The 18,135-nt window shown below is 44.1% G+C and carries 18 protein-coding genes; 5 read left to right on the top strand and 13 right to left on the bottom strand.

The window, feature by feature from the left end; translation table 11 throughout:
- Positions 1-184 precede the first annotated feature (184 nt).
- Both K9J17_16010 and K9J17_16005 read right to left on the bottom strand, forming a co-directional pair.
- The gene (locus tag K9J17_16010; GenBank protein ID MCF8278233.1) at positions 185-1,066 is read right to left on the bottom strand and encodes a tyrosine-type recombinase/integrase; all 882 of its coding nucleotides are present in this window, start codon (positions 1,064-1,066) and stop codon (positions 185-187) included.
- A gap of 313 nt (positions 1,067-1,379) precedes the next feature.
- Positions 1,380-1,622 carry a helix-turn-helix domain-containing protein gene (locus tag K9J17_16005; GenBank protein MCF8278232.1) on the bottom strand — a complete coding sequence of 81 codons (243 nt, stop codon included), beginning with the start codon at positions 1,620-1,622 and terminating at the stop codon, positions 1,380-1,382.
- Positions 1,623-1,748: 126 nt separating this feature from the next.
- Between K9J17_16005 and K9J17_16000 the strand changes: the two genes are divergently transcribed.
- The 3 genes from K9J17_16000 (at position 1,749) to K9J17_15990 (ending at position 4,334) form a co-directional block, all read left to right on the top strand.
- Positions 1,749-2,627 carry a fibrobacter succinogenes major paralogous domain-containing protein gene (locus tag K9J17_16000; protein ID MCF8278231.1) on the top strand — a complete coding sequence of 293 codons (879 nt, stop codon included), beginning with the start codon at positions 1,749-1,751 and terminating at the stop codon, positions 2,625-2,627.
- A 688-nt stretch (positions 2,628-3,315) separates the two neighbouring features.
- Positions 3,316-3,678 carry a hypothetical protein gene (locus K9J17_15995; protein ID MCF8278230.1) on the top strand — a complete coding sequence of 121 codons (363 nt, stop codon included), beginning with the start codon at positions 3,316-3,318 and terminating at the stop codon, positions 3,676-3,678.
- A gap of 251 nt (positions 3,679-3,929) precedes the next feature.
- Entirely contained in the window at positions 3,930-4,334 is a 405-nt protein-coding gene (locus K9J17_15990; GenBank protein MCF8278229.1) for a hypothetical protein, read from the top strand.
- A 59-nt stretch (positions 4,335-4,393) separates the two neighbouring features.
- On the opposite strand, the gene K9J17_15985 is transcribed toward K9J17_15990, so the two are convergent.
- The 4 genes from K9J17_15985 to K9J17_15970 all read right to left on the bottom strand — a co-directional run bounded on the left by K9J17_15985 (position 4,394) and on the right by K9J17_15970 (position 10,592).
- Entirely contained in the window at positions 4,394-6,826 is a 2,433-nt protein-coding gene (locus K9J17_15985) for a hypothetical protein (protein ID MCF8278228.1), read from the bottom strand.
- Positions 6,827-7,016: 190 nt separating this feature from the next.
- Positions 7,017-7,898 (bottom strand): UbiA family prenyltransferase, encoded by an 882-nt coding sequence (locus K9J17_15980; GenBank protein ID MCF8278227.1) that lies wholly within the window; start codon positions 7,896-7,898, stop codon positions 7,017-7,019.
- A gap of 11 nt (positions 7,899-7,909) precedes the next feature.
- Entirely contained in the window at positions 7,910-9,283 is a 1,374-nt protein-coding gene (locus tag K9J17_15975) for a hypothetical protein (protein ID MCF8278226.1), read from the bottom strand.
- A 7-nt stretch (positions 9,284-9,290) separates the two neighbouring features.
- A complete protein-coding gene (locus tag K9J17_15970) occupies positions 9,291-10,592 on the bottom strand; it encodes a hypothetical protein (GenBank protein ID MCF8278225.1) in 1,302 nt (433 codons plus the stop codon).
- A 176-nt stretch (positions 10,593-10,768) separates the two neighbouring features.
- Between K9J17_15970 and K9J17_15965 the strand changes: the two genes are divergently transcribed.
- A complete protein-coding gene (locus tag K9J17_15965) occupies positions 10,769-11,068 on the top strand; it encodes a hypothetical protein (protein MCF8278224.1) in 300 nt (99 codons plus the stop codon).
- A 1-nt stretch (position 11,069) separates the two neighbouring features.
- Here the strand turns inward: K9J17_15965 and K9J17_15960 are convergent, their stop codons facing one another.
- The 7 genes from K9J17_15960 to K9J17_15930 form a co-directional block, all read right to left on the bottom strand.
- Complete coding sequence (locus K9J17_15960; protein MCF8278223.1) at positions 11,070-11,915, bottom strand: hypothetical protein; 846 nt, start codon at positions 11,913-11,915, stop codon at positions 11,070-11,072.
- Entirely contained in the window at positions 11,881-12,369 is a 489-nt protein-coding gene (locus tag K9J17_15955) for a MobC family plasmid mobilization relaxosome protein (GenBank protein ID MCF8278222.1), read from the bottom strand. The genes K9J17_15960 and K9J17_15955 overlap by 35 nt, the downstream gene beginning before the upstream one ends.
- Positions 12,362-13,810 (bottom strand): type IV secretory system conjugative DNA transfer family protein, encoded by a 1,449-nt coding sequence (locus tag K9J17_15950; GenBank protein ID MCF8278221.1) that lies wholly within the window; start codon positions 13,808-13,810, stop codon positions 12,362-12,364. Before K9J17_15950 ends, K9J17_15955 begins: the two co-directional genes overlap by 8 nt.
- A 4-nt stretch (positions 13,811-13,814) precedes the next feature.
- Positions 13,815-13,970: a hypothetical protein gene (locus tag K9J17_15945; protein MCF8278220.1), complete on the bottom strand. Its 156-nt coding sequence runs from the start codon at positions 13,968-13,970 to the stop codon at positions 13,815-13,817.
- A 2-nt stretch (positions 13,971-13,972) separates the two neighbouring features.
- On the bottom strand, positions 13,973-14,692 hold the full coding sequence (locus K9J17_15940) for a hypothetical protein (GenBank protein MCF8278219.1): 720 nt from the start codon (positions 14,690-14,692) through the stop codon (positions 13,973-13,975).
- On the bottom strand, positions 14,689-15,741 hold the full coding sequence (locus K9J17_15935) for a hypothetical protein (GenBank protein MCF8278218.1): 1,053 nt from the start codon (positions 15,739-15,741) through the stop codon (positions 14,689-14,691). Before K9J17_15935 ends, K9J17_15940 begins: the two co-directional genes overlap by 4 nt.
- Before the next feature lie 86 nt (positions 15,742-15,827).
- Positions 15,828-16,004, bottom strand: coding sequence for a hypothetical protein (locus K9J17_15930; GenBank protein MCF8278217.1), 177 nt, complete (start codon positions 16,002-16,004; stop codon positions 15,828-15,830).
- 390 nt (positions 16,005-16,394) lie between these two features.
- Between K9J17_15930 and K9J17_15925 the strand changes: the two genes are divergently transcribed.
- On the top strand, positions 16,395-18,107 hold the full coding sequence (locus K9J17_15925; protein MCF8278216.1) for a tetratricopeptide repeat protein: 1,713 nt from the start codon (positions 16,395-16,397) through the stop codon (positions 18,105-18,107).
- Positions 18,108-18,135 lie beyond the last annotated feature (28 nt).

Here is an 18,135-nt window from a genome sequence, read left to right as displayed (position 1 = left end):
TATTGTGCGACATTCAAATTCCACAAACAATTTGTAGAACACATCAGAACGGGTCAACCTAAATAAGACCTTTTTAATAATGATATGCCTTGCCTTCTCCTATTCCAAACGATACATCGTTTCTTCATCAAAGTACCGTATCACTATACACCATAAAGTGCCTATGACGCAAGTCCATTTACGGTCAGGCCGCAAATGGATACGAGATGTCAACCCTGTGCGCAATCTTCTCAGAGTTCGTTTGCTTCGGTAGGAATCGCTGGAGTAGGTTCCCCTGTTCTTGCAGGTTCAGCCGAACATATATCTCGCTGGAGGTGATACTTGAGTGTCCTGCGATACTCTGCACCTGATGGCGATTTCCACCAGCGTTCAAAATAGCGTGGCATTTGCCATGACGAAAGGCGTGAGGTCGTATAGGAAAGCCAAGCAAGCTTTGCAGTTCTCTACACCAGCGTTGCACGCTTCGTGGTTGGAGCCGTGTTCGCTCCCCTGCGTTTCGTTGGCTAGGTGCCGTTTGGAACAGGTGATCCGCCTTGTTCATACAAATGCGGATACCTATGTATTTCATAAGCAGTCGATGGCACTCGTTATTCCACATCACCATTCTCAATTTCTTGGTTTTCATGGTGGTGATGTAGGTGTAATTACGGTCAGCGCGGATGTCCGAAATTTTCAATGAGAGCAATTCGGATATTCTCATGCCTGTGTTCCAAAGCATTTGAAATACCACTTTCCGGGTCAGCTGGTTGTAGTCGTCCTCATCCAAGGTCTCATCTATTAAATCAAATTGCTCGTGACTGATGAAGTCTGGGAAAGTCTCCGTGATCCTTGGCCCTTGAATGAGTTCCCACGCCATGGTGATTTCTCCCTTTGCACACCAGTGTTTGAGGAACGCCCGGATCGCGTTAGCATGGAGGCAACGCGTTCTTTCCTGATAGATTCCCTTCAGATGGACGAGATATTCATCCAAGATGTCATCGTTAATAGTCTTTAGTTCTGGGTTCTTCAACCACGCACAGAACAGCTTCAGAACACTTTGATAGGTACTCACCGTCCGTGCAGACAATCGGCTTGAACGGCTTCTGATATATAGCTCAACTGATTTTTGAAACGTCATAAGCAAAAAGGGCCCGTCCGGAAGCAATCTGAACGGGCCTTCTCTACATTCCACGAAATAGTTGACGTGAAAGAAAAAAACGCCTCGTTGTTGCTTCCGACCTCGAACTACGTTCGAGATGACCCCATAAGGGGCAACGAGTATATTATGGTCTTATTTAGGTTGATAATAGTGTAGCATTTCATAGGTAGAATGCAACCTGTCCTTTATCCACAGGTCGGATAAGGTTTATATCACAGTATTGAATATTTGTCAATACCCTTTACTGAGGTTCCTCATATTGGAAATCGAACAAAGCCTTGCAATCTACATCAAGCGCTTTCGAAAGGGACAGTATAGTAGATATGGTGGTGTTCACCTCTCCCCGCTCAATGTTGCCCACCTGATTCTTGTTAAGCCCAGCCTCAAAGGCAAGCTGTTGTTGCGACAGACCTTTTGCCTGCCTTAGCTCTTGAAGGTGCTTGCCGAATGCTTCGAGGTAGGCCTTATCACGGTTGTTAATCACCCAGCAAATGAGGCAAAGCAAATTTTATTCATTACCCAATGTATTGGGTAATTGTTTATGTTTGAATCGAAAAAAGAAAGGGCAGCCGAAAACTTTGAGAGTAGGCACAACTAAAACCAACAACCAATGAAACGCATCGGAGAAATTCACTCACTCATTAACCGAATCATATGCTACTTGCCTGTGGCACTTGTTGTTCTGACCATAGGATGTAGTCCTGATGAGGATGACGATGATATTGTACCCAACAACAGATACGAGTGCGTCAACAACAACTGCGTACAAGACAACAACGGATCATACGCCTCACAGAGTGAGTGCAACTCCGTTTGTGTGCCCAGATATAACTGTGTTGACGGAAGCTGTCAAGAAGCAACGAGCGGTACGTATTCTTCTTTAGGTCTATGTGAAACTTCTTGTGGAAATTTCACCACCGCACCAGGCGATGGTGTCACAGACGTCAATGGAGACCATTATCCTTCCATCGTGTTCGGCAATGGTCAAGAATGGATGGGGGTGAATTTTGGGACAGGAAACTTCGCGAATGGAGATTTGATTCCCTCAGTATCTAGTGATACTGAATGGGCCAGCTTAAATGAGGGTGCGTATTCATTTAACAATTCGGCCGTGTACTATAACTGGTTTGCAGTAGAAGATCCAAGAAACCTGTGCCCCACTGGATGGCATGTTCCCTCTCAGGCGGAATTTAACGAACTCCTGACGTACTTGGGATCGCAAAATACAGCGGCTTTGATGCGTACATGGGGAGTACAGGGAAATAATGCAAGTGGATTCAATGCTCTTCCTACTGGGAAAAGGCTAGCAAATGGAAGCTATACCGGATTTAACACCTCAGCTTATTGGTGGACATCTACTCAAGCGGAAGAAGAATTTGGCCTTGGGAATGCTTGGAATTTTAACATGCTTGAGGCTTACAGTGTCGTTTATAGTGATCCCATGGCCGACAAGAACCAAGGACTATCTGTTCGATGTGTGAAGGATTAGCCTTCAGGCTTAACCTCGGATTCGGATGAACAAAAGTTCAATTTAAATCAAGTATTCGCCCTACTTGAGAAGCCCTGCCCACCTGATAAGGTGAGTGGGGCTTTGCTTTTGTTCGTAATCGGAACGCTCTCGCAATCACCTGAGGCTCGAAGGCAGCTTCACACATTCACAAATAATTTCCTCCAATCCCATTTCCAAAAACACCACGCCAAGCGTGACTGATTTTTGAAAAAGCAATTTCCGGTGGACAGCGGTTGAAACCATTTTGGAAATGAATTGCAAAAATTTATTTCCAAAACCGTTTCGATGTTAAGGTGAGAGCCCCATGAGGGTCACATTGCCACCCTTGCACGTGGCCGTTTCACTTCCCTACGTGTCAATTCCGTCAAATCGACCCTTTCATCCGCACAGAAACCGATCCGCGACACCCTTTCTCCTTCGGTCAGGGTTTTCTTGGAACCGTTTCATTTTGCCACGCAATGGGCCTTTCTGTTCCCTACTCATTCCCCACTGTCCTGTCTGCCCGGATGTGTGAACGTGTCCAGTGCATGGGCATGATAATCCCCCAAAGATTGGACAAGACCGTAACCTGTGCAAGCAATGCTATCCTACGGACATTCCTACTTGCACCGGTTCCTATTCCCTTGTCCTTTAATCTGGGAGATTATCAAATAACCCATTTCACACTATGGACACAAAAAATCACACACCTCTTACCAGCAGACTAACGGACATCATGGAAAATGAGCGAGGTACCATCCGAGCAAAAGTTGCCGAAGCGGCACTTGAATACAGTGGCGGTGAACCACTTTCCTTTTTCCGAAATCTTCTTTCGCACGGTTGCGTGAGCGGCATAGTGAATTCTCTCATCTACTACGTGGACACCCACAGCTTCTTCGATGAGCATTATGATGAAATCGAAGAATTGCGGCTTGAAAATTTCGAAGCTACAGGAGTGGCACCTGTCGTTCAAGGTGACATGAAGAACTGGTTCGCTTGGTTCTCATTCGAAGAAACAGCTCGAATGCTTGCTGACGAATTGGGTATCTAGTCAATCGGATTCAAAAGCTCTTCTGAAAATAAGAGCTTTTTTGTTGTGATTTTGGACATGGGTGATCCTTGAGACGGGTTGTTCGTCTAGAGTTTTTCTTTTTACATTGTACTCCCCAACCCTATCTCTACTGCTATGGTAAATAATGAATATGCGATTGCTCTGACCGTCACGTTTGCACCACGGGAGGACCACAGTTGAATCACCCTAGAGTAATCTCTACATTTGGCGCACAATAACCCGCCTAAAAAATGAGCTCCATTCAACAGTCAATAGACCCCATCGTTGTTGGAGGGTTTCTGATTATTGTGGGATCCTGTGGGATTGTGTTTTTTTCCTTCTATCTGTACGTGACCTATTTTGCGAAACCTTTTTATTGGAATTATCGACAAGACAGAATTGATGGTCACATGCTTCAGTGGAACTGGAAGTGGCTAAAAAGTAAACGTGCATGGATCGTTGTAGATATTCAGGTAATCTGCGAAGTGTGCAAGGAAGGAATTGCACAAGGTTGGCAATCTCAATCATGCCCAACATGTGGTTGTAATCTTGATGTGACCTCTAAAAATGCTTCATATTGGGAATCTCAAATCACTCAACGAGTTTCCGATAAGAGATCTCAAGCGGCTGCCTCATATTTTCGGTTGAGATGGTAATTAGACTACCAACTTTGTCGGGAGACAATTTGCGAAGAATGAGTAATAATTTAACTACATTATCGACTCGATCCAAAATACTCGGTCAGCTCCATAAGGGCCATGCACGCCAAGTTGGTTATGAACACTTCATTGGTATAGTAAACACCATGGCCAAAATAGCCTACTGAACTAGGAATCCATTTGTTGTTGCTATTATCATAGCTTTTACGTATCACATCTTCTAAAAGATCTGTGATAGTTCCTAACCATTTTGGAAATTCCTTACTTCCTCGTCCATAACCTTCTACTTCGTTTATGCCCCAGTTGCGTCTGACCGAAACAACTCCAAGTAATGCTGATAATTTGCCTTCAGGCGATTGAATTCGTCCCTTAGACATGTCAGTTATCAATTGCGAATGAATTTTTATCATTCCTTTAGTCGGTTTGACAATAGATTTAGATGCATAGTACAATCCTAGGCCAGTTGTAATATGCCTATCCTTAAACCAGGGGCTTACTACTGTATTGCCACTGCCGAGAAAAGCCTCAACCTTGTTCCATCCCGCGCTAGTGGCGCTTGAAGTACGCTGAAGCCATAGAATCCGTGAATGGATGATAGGACAGTACGCGTGATAACCATAGTCGTCTTGAAAGGTGTTAGATTCGGCTGTTGGTGGCAGGCTGTTGATTTCATCCAAAGCTTGATTTTGCATTTGATTAAGAGTCCAATCCAAATAATCGTTCCCATCCAATGCCTCTAAAACGGCTGTTGTGGTATCCAGACATTTTATGCCCTTCGACTCAGTGGACCATGACCATCCAGCGTAGCGCTCTTCGTACTTTCCGACAAGCCATTCGAAGCTCAGTTTCAAATCACTATAGTTGTAGCCATATCTTCTTAATGTCACCAAACTAAAGGCAGTATCCCAAATGCAAACCGAATCAAAAGGACGCTGCATGGGTTCATTCTCAGAAGAAGCTAACCACTGCAACGCATCCTGCAAAAGAGAACCTGCCAATGACGAGTACGTAAAAAAACACACGACCAAAGAAGTAAGGACCGTATCCCCATAAAAACTACCAGATGCAGATTGCCGACGACGTAAAATGTCACAGACTGATGCTTGGTCCTCCTTTTGAGAATTGCACAAAGAAAATGCTATGTGACCATACGATCCCCAATGGACACCATCCCCTTCATCCCAATTCGCACTTGATCCATTCACTGTTTCAAGTTCCTTAATTACAGGATACCCCAGAGATGCGCCAAAACAAAGTAGAAGAAAATATTCGTTCGCGTCCAGATGGTGAGAGTATGTCTCCCATGAGATATCCGATGCTGAGTAAATATCCCATAACCCATTGGATAGAGTTATAGTACCATTGTGTGAGTGTTCTTCTCTAGATTGGTATATTTCAAATGACTTGTCCACTAAGCCACCGCGCTTTAAAGCAATGGCACAGCAAGCTGAACTTACAGCACAGCTTTTATTGATGCCTGACCAAAATCCCTTTGATGTCCTTTGAGCGGACAACTGACTTATTGAATCGGCCAACACCTTCGATACTAAAGTATTGTTTAAGTACTTCTCGGAGTTGCGCTTATTAGAGCTTGAAACCATGCCGAATATAGGAGAAATGAGTCCAATAATGTACATGCCACAGAGAATAATCGAAACCACTACATAAGCTAACGCTTGCCCCCCAACTGGAGTAACACCCGAAAACCCTTGTGAGGAAATAATTGTGGTGGCCTGATATAGAAAGTACAATAGCCATTTATAATCCAAGAAATCGGTTCCAAGGGAATTTGTCAGTTCAGCTTCGATGAAGAAGAAACCTTCGGTACCTGCCCCTTGAGAAATATACATCCCCAAAGCAGTGGAAAAATATATGAACAGTAAAGTGGCGACCAACTCTTCAATTAGCATAGTTAGTGCAGCATTGTGTGTGGTAAGCATTAATCGAGCACTTGGAATTCCTAAGAACATGCGCTTTTCAGAATTATATCCATTTGATGACTCTTTTAAATCTCCGATTGGTGAAATGACAGAAACAAAAAGAGCGGCGCTTCCAAGAAAATACCAAATTGTGATAGTCTTTTCGATTATTTTTAAACTTGAAGGTTTCAGCTCGAAATAAAAATTAAAACAAAACAAAGCAGAAATAATCAAGTAAGGAAGCAATAATCCTAGGAAGTATACACTCATCTCACGCAGAGTATGATCCTTATTTACGGCCCTAACCAGAGAGTTGGGCGCAAGGTAACTGTATCGTTCTATGAACAGTCTAAATTTGCTAAATATCTTGTCGGATAGAAAAAAGTATGTTGGAACCAAAATAAAATTTTGAAGTCCCAAATCCAGTTTTGTATTGAAATATCTTAAAGCATAGAAAGCAAATAATAACGGAAAACATAATCCAAGAGTAAACTTTCTAAGCAGGAAAATTTTATTCTTGGTTTGCAGTGATTGACCAACTAACCTTTTCCGCAATTGGCCAATAGTCATTAGGATGAAGTTAGATGAAGCATTTGCTTTCTGATACAACCATGGTAGTACCCTCTCCAGTAACCACCAGATTGGCAGGAGAACGGTTTTAACAACCGAAGCGATGCTAGTGGTTAAGCAAAATGTGGCTTGCCTTGTCAAGCGTCTCCATTTATTTATCAAAATGCTTTTAGTCGTATCTATGAGGGGCCTATGCATTGAAAACCATTACAAATGGAAATAGAATCTCTATCCCTATAGAAATCAAATGAGATCTGATAATCACAGGAGGATTTTGAAAGTTCATAAGTAATTTTGTTCTTACAAACATCAGGAAGACAATCAATAGAAGAACTACCTCTCTTTGATGGAGATTGACTTTAGCTTCAGAATAGGCGAATGTTATAGCCAACACTAGCCAGCTTATTATAGTGGATACCGTCAGCGACATTTTCGGACCATAGAGCGTTACAATGTTTCGTTTGCCTGACTTTATGTTATCTGTATAATCTAGCACATCGGAAGTTACTCCAACTGAAACAACCATTACACCAGACATTACTGAAAAGAAAACCTGATCATGTGATAGATAATTCCAATCTGAGATTCCAGTTGACACTCCGATAAAAAAGGCAATTGGTCCGTATCCAAGAAAAAGTAATGCCTGTCTGAACCACTCTGACCTGTTTAGTTTAACAGTTGAACTGGAATACAGATAGCCAACAGATAGTGCAGTTAAGCATAGTAGGGTTGTACATGCCCCAAAATATAATGAGATAAGTATTGACGTGCCCGTGAGAACCAATATGAACCAAGCCGCATTATTACGTAAAATTTCTCGTTTTGACAGTTGCCCAGTCCCTCCAGCTAAACTAATTCCGAAAAACTTGTACTGTTTTGATTCTCGGTCGAAGTCTTCATCTTGCAGGCCATTAAAAGCTTCAGCAAAACCGGAAAGCCCAGGCCCAACCATAACTACAAGCAGAACAACTAATGACCAGTCAAAGGTTGGATTTGTTGACAACCAGCCACTGATTGAACTGGATATAGTCGGAAGCCAGTAAAGCGGACGCGCAAACCTCAGGTACTTCATTAATCAAAGAATTATTCATTCTCACGCCCATAGAAGTGACCGTAAACCGCTCCCACAATTGAACAAGGCAAGGTGACCAAAGAATTAACAGGGGTCAATATATCTCCGTCAAACACCAAGCTAGATACTATTAGGCCGAAAAAGCCAATCAATCCGAATCGCAAGCTGTACACAACTGTTGCGCTCCTTTTGATTTTCCCATCCTTGATGAACAGACCCATAATGACGGCCGGGACCAGAGACAGTCCCAAGCTAGATATAGCAAGACCTATATCTAGCAAACTTCTGAACTGAACAGACAAAACACAGGCAACAATGGTAACTACAACCATCCAAAACTTGGTGCCTTTAACTCGATCAGAGATTGGGCCTCCCATCAAACGGATACTAATGTCGTTAGATAATGACACTCCAGCAACAAATATCATCGTGTCAAGAGCCGAAATGACAGCACTAAGAACAGCGGCAAATGCTACTCCTAAGAGGGCGGAATGCCCAATTATTGACTTTATCCCTCCCATGAGTGCCATGTTTGGATCAATTTCAACTCCCAAAGTCTTAATCATTAAAGTTGGAGTTATCAATACAAGGCCAGCGAACAAAACCAATACAAAAGCTACAATGATGCCTTTATTTGCAGCGCCCGTGGACTTTGCTGCATATATGCGTTGCCACAAATCAGCAGATACTATGATGTTCAGCATTCCAAGCAAAACAAACCCAATGATTTCTTCAATCTTCATTGATTCAAAGGAAAGGGTTGTGATTGCCTCGCGTGCTGAAGATGAGACTAACACACTAGCTGTAAGAAGCGTAAAGAAGATTAAAAGTGCCACTAGCTGAATAAAGTCCGTCTTTACTACCGCAGCAAAACCGTTCTTAAGTAAGTACAACAAGACCAGACCCGCAGCAAAGACAATACAAAGCCAATATGGTAAACCAATCATGCCTTCAAGCAGAACGCCAGCAGCGACCAATTGCATACAAATAAATCCAAAAGACCAACCTAGGACAATGTATGAACTAAGCTTGCTTGCACGGACGCCATACAGATGGCGAAATAACTCGGGTAGTGTGATTAATTCTTGTTCATCGATTAGTTTCTTATACTTTTTTGTTACCCAAAGTAACATAAGAACTCCCAAGGCTATTCCGATAAAAATGAAATAAGCAGATATACCATATTGGTATGCATAGGCCGAGTAGGTTAAGAGAATTCCACCCCCAACAACTCCGGCCGCCATTGAGAACGCAATGTCCTTCCAGCTTAGACTTCGCTCACCCAATAAGAAGCTCAGACTGAAATCTTTAGATTTAACAAAAAGACCTGAGAGTGAAAGGAGAAGAAGTATCCCCACAGCTATTATGATGTTCCAGAATTCCATGATACCACTAGTTAATAAGGTTAATTATCTTAATTACTCGTTGAGTTACTGCACTAGGATTTGGCTCTCTAATTTCTAATGGATTTGGCTCAATGTATGTGCAACATTGAGTATCGCACTGTCCATCCGGATTGTCAATGGAAATACGTGGCAAGTCTATTTCCACACCAATTTTTTCTAACTCTTTAAATGCTTTATTCTCACAGGTGCTACACCTTAAAAAGGTCTTGTAGGGAAGTGGAGTATAAACCTCACCACCGATTTTTATAGTTATTGAGTTCAAATCAGATGGATACTTACTCTGCCATAGTTTTAGAATATTTACCAAAGTCCAAATGGAAGACATATCATAATGTCCCTGTTTTTCCAACAAACTTTGTAATGTTCCTGATTGAAGAGATAAGGGCTCTAAAGAGATTTCGTCAAACTTCATCATGACAGCGGAATGAATAGTCTCAGCTCCTTCCCATATTGCTTCACCTTCAGTTAAGAATGGAGGCTTAATGACAGCATAAGCAATGCTGTATACATTTTTCAATTCACCACACGCTTCAGTCGCTTTTATGTAACTAAGACTAGGTACCTTCTTTAATAAGACTGAGGATCGAATGAATTGATTTGCGGTTTCGAGACTAATGCCAATCTTTAGCCTTATCGAACCAAGCATGCGCTGGACGGCTTCTATTTTTGGTTTTGTGATATACTGCGGTAGACTTTCAACTACAACCTCTTCAATCCAAGCTTCATCAGCAATAGATTTACATATCCTCTGCTTAAGTTTTACCGACACCTCGTTGTCATCAAAAAAAGAACCGGAACAATACACGCCAAGCGAATTCGGTTTCATTGGACGGATTTTCTCAATACTTGATTGAAATAACTCTATTATAGTATCATCAGTGAGATTTATGTCCCAGAGTCCACTATCAGGATGTCCACACATGCTACATGCGCCGTTTAACCGTGCATAATTGCAGCCTGTAGTTGGAATACCAATGATAGCTCGTATAGGCTTGCCATTTTTGTACTCAATTAGGTGTCTCTCCAAAAGGAATTCTTCCTTTTCCCCAGCCAATCTGCTTCTGATGACTAGTCGTCTGACAAGTAACTCGGTATTGTCGCGAACTAGTTTCGAGGACGGTAAGGTAGCTTCTTGCGAACGTTCCATATTATAGTAGTAAACATCAGTTGCTTCTGAATCAAATGTATATAAATTGCATGCCGAGCAACTAGCTTTGATGGTTAAGTCGGGAAATGTACAAACTTTCGTTTCAATCTTCGGACGAACTGATTTGGGTATGTCGCTCAATTGAAGGATGTGAGGTCAGTGCAGTGCAAGATAGCCTTGTGACTGGAACGCTAGGGCGATTCTCTTTCACAAGGCGATCTTGGCAGGAAGAATCCTGCACCTCTCTATCGTACCTTCGTGGACTGAACGCACGATAAAAATCAAGGAACATGTTGAGATATAGAAACCCAAGAAATGTGAGAAGTCCCCGAGATATGATCCGGGATCTTCAGGTGCGCTTTGATGGCGGTGCCGAGAATGTATCCATTGCTGAAATGAGCTGGGGTAATAGCTCGAAGGTCATTGGGATGCGATGGAATGCCTCTATGCGGGAGCAAGAGGACGAAGAGAAACTGGCGGGAAAAAAAGAGTGTTTGGGGATGCCGATCTCATCAGCCAATCCCGTATGGTTCATTCTTCCGGATGAGTTGTTTGAAGAGGACTCTGAACTTTGGAGAACCATAAACCAGATTAGAGAGGAGAGACGGCAACAGTAGGTCATCGCTCAAGACCAGATGCCGGACGCGCCATATCTCTAATGCGGTCAAGCTGATTGAGCCGTTCACTTTGAGCGTCCAGTTCTTGGACTGCCATAGGGTCAAGACCGAGTCTCGCAAACCTCATCTTTTTCCCCTCGCTGTCCCATAGGATGCCCTGCACCTTGCCTTTCAGGTCATAGGTGGTGAGCCCTTCTTTTCGCAGATTCTCATAGAAGTGCCCTGAGTTTTCCGATATGCGGAAAATGCCTTGCACCCGCTCCGTGAGTTCTTCGCGTGTGAGCTTCAGTTCAGGATTCCGCTTTTGCTTGTAGTAGGCGCGTTCGCTGAATTCCTTCTTGCCCCATGCTTGTTCATTGATGCCAATGGTAAGAGAAGGATGCTGCTCTCGCATGTACCGGAGCATTTCCATGTGAATCGTTTTGAGTTGTTCTTTGGAAAGTCGCGTTGCTTCTTTACTCATGAGTTCATTGGCACTCACAACAAGGTGAGTGTGCCAATGCTGTTCAGATTGATGGTGGGTACCGAATACGATAGCGTTGGGAAACGTTTTTTGGATGTAGGTATGAACGAGGTCGTCCATAATCTCCACAGTCATCTTGTCTCTATCCAAAGGATTGACTGATAGGATGACATGTCGAGCCTTGTTTCCCCCTTTCCTTTTTCGGGCAAAGTCAGCATAGTTGGTCCGCAACTCCTGAGTTATCCCATCAAGATCGGTGCGGTTGAGATTATGAAAAATTCCCTGCCTATGATGGTCTTCTATGCGGCCTTTGTCAGTTGCGATGTAGGCAACGACATTCGCCACCGCGTTATAAGTCTTGACGGGGAGAATCTTGATGATCATAGAGATATTGTATCAGCAAATTTCTGTCCTGAGGTCGTGTCTGCAGATGGTTGCGAAGCAGATCAAGGATGTTGGCAGGGTGCGTTATTGCTTCTCGGATTTCACTTTCCAATCGTAGGAGCAAGGATTGAAACTGTTTCACTTCCTCCATGGTGATACCCTTCTCGTGGTGAGCATAGCGGGTAAGTTGGTTAGCGTTGTTCCCAATCCTTCGTATCGCGAGAGAAAGTTCTTGTAGCCGATTATCTGATGGCATGACGTATCCTGTTCCATGCATGTCAACGTAGATGATGGCTTTGAGATAGTCAGGAACCTTATATCCCTTCTTGATTGCGTGTTTTTCCAGTCCTTGGGCCTCTTTCTTCGGTAAGCTCAAGGTGAAGGTGCGGTTCCTATCTCGGAATCGCTTTTTGCGTTCAGTCGCTTTTTCTCTATGTCCAGAATCTTTAGACATGTTCCTTCTTGCTCCTTACGAGAGCATCGACATCTATAAAAGTCAGCTCATTAGGAATGCCTCCTGAAATTTTCGGGAGGGGCATTTCACTTTTTGACTTTAACGACCAGTCCTTGAAGTAGGGGGTAACCGTCACTTTCATGGGGCGATTCGCCCCAGCCGTGTACATTGCTGTGCCCTCTTTCATGTGGGTCAATTCCGAAATTGTCATTAGCTCTCTGGTTCCCCGATGGCCGTCCTCCCGCTCAAACGTCCATCGACCAAGACGTTTTTCTAGTTCTTGAGCAAGATCTGTTTCCATGCCGGGGAAAATGAGCTTGCCCCATGAATTTGCCAAAAGAGTATCCGCGTCATGTCGTCCATAGCGTTCAATGAGCTGTGCCCGTGATTGGATGGCGTACATGATTCCAACTCTGTACTTGCGAAGGTTGGCAAGCGCCTCTGCAAATCCCTTGATAGTGAGTGACCCCATCTCATCCGCAAGGATGAACACATCCAGCTTCCCTTTATCAGGAATAGATTTCATGAAGTCTCGAAAAAGCTGTGTGAACCATATTTCCAGTAGGAAGGAATAGTAGGAGGCGTCCATGATATCCGTCCAGATATACAGGGCAGTCTTTTCCTTTCGGAACTTTTGGAGGTCCAATGTGTCCGCAGACGTGCATCTTGCGACCGCAGAATCATCGAAAATGCGAAGACTACTCTGGACTGTTGCGAGCACGTTTGATAGTAGTTTGTCGTCCTGACTGATAATGGCTTTATATTCTCCGAAAAGGGTATCATCAGCGAAGGTGGCATACAGCTTATCCATCTTCTTTGGGTCACCCTGCAAGAGGTTGGCAAGGTGGCGGGTGTTGGCGAGATTCTGAAACTCTTGTGGTAACTGCTTCTGAATTTTGAAGAATACAACGAGTAGTCGAGCCGCCATTTGAGGCCAAAATATATCCTTACTTTGACGTGATTGAGGTGCTACCACCATTTCAGCCAAAATGTTCAAGTCAGTGCTGGTCGTTGCTCGTTGGAGTGGGTTGAATCCGATGGAACGGTCTGGCTTCTTGAGGTCAAGCACTTTGATTCTATATCCCTTGCTCCGCAAATGACCTGCCGTTCGCTTGAAGAGTTCCTTTGCCGGATCCAAGAAGATGAGCGAACAATCGTCCATCCCTAAGGCGGTTGGTATGAGTCCAGCCGAGGTTTTCCCTCCTCCGCTTTGACCAATGAGGACTGTATGTTTGAAGGATTGCTCTCTTGTGATGCGACCTTCACCAATCCAGAAGCCTTTGTTCCATCTTGAAATTAACGACGACGCATCTCCAAATTCATCATCATAGTCCTGTTTACGTTCTTCATTTCCTAAGAGGCGAACGATAACGGCCACCGCGATAAATATTACGATTACATGAAAGAAATTCGGGGAGAATGAAAGTAAGATGTTGTCCATGGTGTTACTTAAGAATGGTTCGTAATAGTTCTTCCGATGCGCGGAGCAAATAGGACATCAGCTTGAGGATGGCCACGGTAATCCAGAGCACTGTTTTCCCTAAGAGGATCACTACATCCCCGATCATGCTCATTATCGAATCATTGTTGTTCTTGCTCATGCCTATTGAGTGAAATTGAGACCTGCTTGTATGATCACTTTTGCACCTCGTTTCTCCAACATCTGTTTATACAGCTTTGATGTCACGGAGAATTGATGGTCTTGTTTCAGTTCCAGAGGCCGGTACACCAGATACACCGTGACACCCTTGAGATCGCTCAACATCTGTTGCCGTTGGAATAGTGAGATGATGCGTGTGGGGTCGTCCTTCAGGGTTGTGAATGTCTTTGGGTCATAGAAGGAAATGTCCCCATGCTCCATCAGGTCGCTGTACACAATGAGTATCCGTTCATCTACCTTGGTATTGGCGAGTGCATTTAGCTGCTTCGCCAATGGCAGATACACGGAGGAATACCCCCTGCCTTTCGGTGCAGTTCGCTGTTCGGCTGATATTCGATCGAACTCCGTTAGGAACTCCTTCACTTCCCTATTTCTGTCAAGTTGGTTCGAAAACCAGACATTCTTCTTCGGTAACGTGACCCTCTGTTCTCTGTTCAGACGGAGGTCAGTGATGGCGAGATAGGTGAACCGAATTCCGGACCAGGGATCTTTCTTGAAGTGGAAATGTTCCCTGATGATGTCCATTTCCGGTTGTAGCCCCTCTGCATCGGTCATATCGCTGAGGAGAACGACCTCCTTATTATATGTCTGGCCGTTAGCTGTGCATATGATCAGAGCCATGCCGATCAGCAAGATTGCGGGAATGATATGTATGGGTCTCATGGCGTTGTGATTTGAAGGTTCTGTTGCAAGGGGTCATCGACATCAAAATTTCCGAAGCTGGAATTTCCGTCCGTACGATACTGGATGTTCTCGTGCAGAAAGTCGGAAACACTCTGTCGGGCAAGTGAGTTTATCCAGTCCCGCATGTTCGTCTCATACTTCGGCATGTTCCCGTAGTCTATTGATACGGCTCTGCGGTACGTCTGCATTTCTGCCAATTCCCGCTCTGTCTCTGCCTTTTGCCTTGCTTTATCTGCAATGTTCTTTTCCATCTGCTTTCGGGTCAATTTCACCTTCAGAGCTTCCCATGTCGGGAATTTTGAGAGCACATATCCTGTAGCAAGGAGGAGTAACCAGTTCACAAGGATGAACATCACGGGAGAAATCTCTTCTGCACTATCAACGGCTTTCAAGTAGTCCATCCGAAGCTGGGCTAGGAAATAGAAGACCACGGTGTAGAAGACCACCCACCCCAGTATGATGAGCCATCTTGTTGCTGGGGTCTTGGCGAGAGCGAGGGTCTTTCTATAGCCATGGAACAGAAGCATGATGGAAGCAGAAACACCCACGGCCATGATCACTGAAAAGAAGAGGCTTTGTCCAAAAATCTGGAAGGCAACTCCGTTGAACCCCGTTTCTGCGGCCAACATGAAAATGACAGCCACTATTGCATATGGCAAGAAGCTCCATGGGTAGCCCGTGGTATCCTTGGGCAGTTCCTTGTCAAGGATTGCGAGGTTATATGTCAGATGACGGGAGACTTCGGTGAACTGTGAGATACGGTCGTCAAGCTGTTCAATGGTCGAATCCATATCACTGCTGATCTTTTCAATGTCGCGTTTTGCTTCCTGAAAGATGACCTTGTACCCTTCCACGATGAAGCGGATGTAGTGGTTGATGGGTTGCTTGGGCAAGGGCACGTTTTGCCTTCCGAAGAAGCGGCCTTTGTCCTTTGATTCGTCATTGAGCCGTGTATGCTTCCGGTGAATTTCCTGTTCGATTGCTTCAAGCTGGCTCTTGCCGTTGGAGGAAAGTATTGACGTTTTCATTTTTACTGTTGTTTGATGGTTTGACTTGTTTAGGTTGTGTTTGATGTGTGATTCTATCATACCAAGGTTGAGGAGTAGATGCAACGTCATGGAACGCCTCGTTGGTGAGAGCCATTCTTGCCGCTCGAATTCTGATGGTGTGGGTCATCTGAAGTCTGTTCAGATGCGTGGGTTGCCCACCATACCTTAAGTAGGTGGTTGAAGTCGAGGTGACGCGAAGAACGCGGAAGCTCTGTGGGTTGGTGTTTCGGAGTTGTTTTCATTTCGGTTCATTCTTGAGGTTCATCTTTCAATGATTTTCAAGTAGCCGAGATGGAGACCAACACTTATGAAGAAAAACGGTCAAGTTCCCTTTGACAAGGGACCTCTTGACAGATTCATTACCGCCATGCTATACTAGGTATGCTTCGTTTTTGCGAAGGGCCGATAATAGCATCTGGGTAATCTCATTCGTTGTGTCCCCAGGTCGATCGGTCGCCCCCATGTTCTAGCATGGGGGCCTTTTTATTTGACCACTACCTGAAAATCTGATACAAAACTCCGCAGGTTTGGGGAATAGCTAGAGATGCGAAAGAGCCTTAAGGTCTTTGGAAAATTCAACTTAGTTTCGTACCGTTCCTTTCCGCCAAGACTTGAGTTCTTACCTGAAAAATATGCGTAACCGACTTAACCTAAAAAGGTTAGTTAGATTGCATGCTCTTGATCGGTATGCCTATAGCCTCTATCTCAAAGAAAAGCTGAAGGTGCGTTTTGAGGATTCTCACACGCAAATGGTTTTTGTTTCCGACCAGCCATTTACACGCAAAACATTTCGCGAAGAGGTTGCATGGGATGAGGACTACGATCGAGACGATACGTTTTTTAAGTGGGCACAGACAAACGGTGTACCCAAAGCTGAGACCTTAGAATCCATCTATCACTGGTTTGGAAGCGAAGACCCGACAATCGAATCGTTTGAAGGATTCAAGGCCCGTCCCGTTGTTCAGGCAAAACAGGTACGACTACATTCCTCCAAATACTTTGACTACTTTGATAGTAAAGAAAGAAAATTCTTCGACATTGAAGATTTGGCACTCTATGCCGGTGCAATAGGAGTAAAAATAAGATGGGATTTACGTAGCTCTGAGGAGGATAAAAGGCTTGCTACCAGAATACTGGGCCTCGTTCTTGCGGTACTTATCCCACGTGAAAACACGTTAGCAAAAGACGTTGCCTTAGAGCGTATTGGCTCAGAAGTAAAACGTGCGAGACAATCGGGCGATACAACAGATGAGCTTAGTAGCATTGAAGCTCAAATTGACCAGTACCGACAAGCGAATCCCCTGTCAGCATTTCGCAGATTGAAGGTGCGGGTGGCATCAAGTGTTTCTGCACCGATTTTGATGGCAATTGCAGGGGTCATAATCGCGGTCGGTATCATAGCGTTAGTATATTATTCCACTACTACACCCATCGAAGAAAATAGGGAGCAACTTCCCTTCTTTGGAATTACTGAACCGTATAACCCAAGTTCACCTTTGGCGGCTATCCCCAGCAATTTAGATTCTGCAGATTATTGGTTCAACGCTGGGAAAGTCGCTGAGGACATTCGTTTGAAAATCACTTGCTTCTCAAATGCCATACGGCACAGGTATGACTTTGGTGAAGCATACTTGTACAGAGGAGAGTCGAAGATGATTCTTGGTTTTTACGATGATGCAATCGTGGATTGTTCGAGTTCTATTGTCATTTCTCGAAACAACAATCCATCGGGCTATAACAGTCGAGGAGGTGTTAAACTACTGATGGGCGATATTGAATCGGCAATAGAAGACTATACAGTAGCGATACACATTAAACCTGATTACGTTGAATCATATTTTAATAGGGCCCAAGCGAGATATAATCTAGCGGTACGAATTGATTCTGCTCAGGCAAAAACTCAGGTGAACTATTCTGTTTCAGGAATGGACGACAACGCGAAAGACCAGCCAATCCCAATACATACTGATCCAAAGCACTCGGCTATCCTCTTTGAAAAGGAGGGCTTTGAACGAATCTCAGATTTATATGAAGGCGCCATTTCTGATTTTTCTAAAGTACTTGAATTAGATAGCTCATATAAAGATGTGTATGAACCCATGGCACGCGTAAAAAGTGACCTATTTCTCAAAGTACTGCGAAAATGCTTTACAGCCCCGAAGGGCTTTGGAGACAATGAATATACACGAGTGAAAAGGTATATTTCCGAAGCAAGGTTGGATATTTCTTTTGCGTTGAAGTTAGACCCGACAAACCCCAGATTACTCAGTGAACAGGCTCGAATCGAAGAAATTTATGACTTAGCCTCTGATATCGAATCTGATTTGGGATTTGTAAGGGAATAAAGCCCGCTCGTAGAAGAGCACAAACAAG

The sequence above is a fragment of the Flavobacteriales bacterium genome, from assembly GCA_021739695.1.
Lineage (GTDB): Bacteria > Bacteroidota > Bacteroidia > UBA10329 > UBA10329 > UBA10329.
The sequence above is the reverse complement of the archived record's forward strand: the minus strand, read 5'-3'. Positions and strand labels throughout refer to the sequence as shown.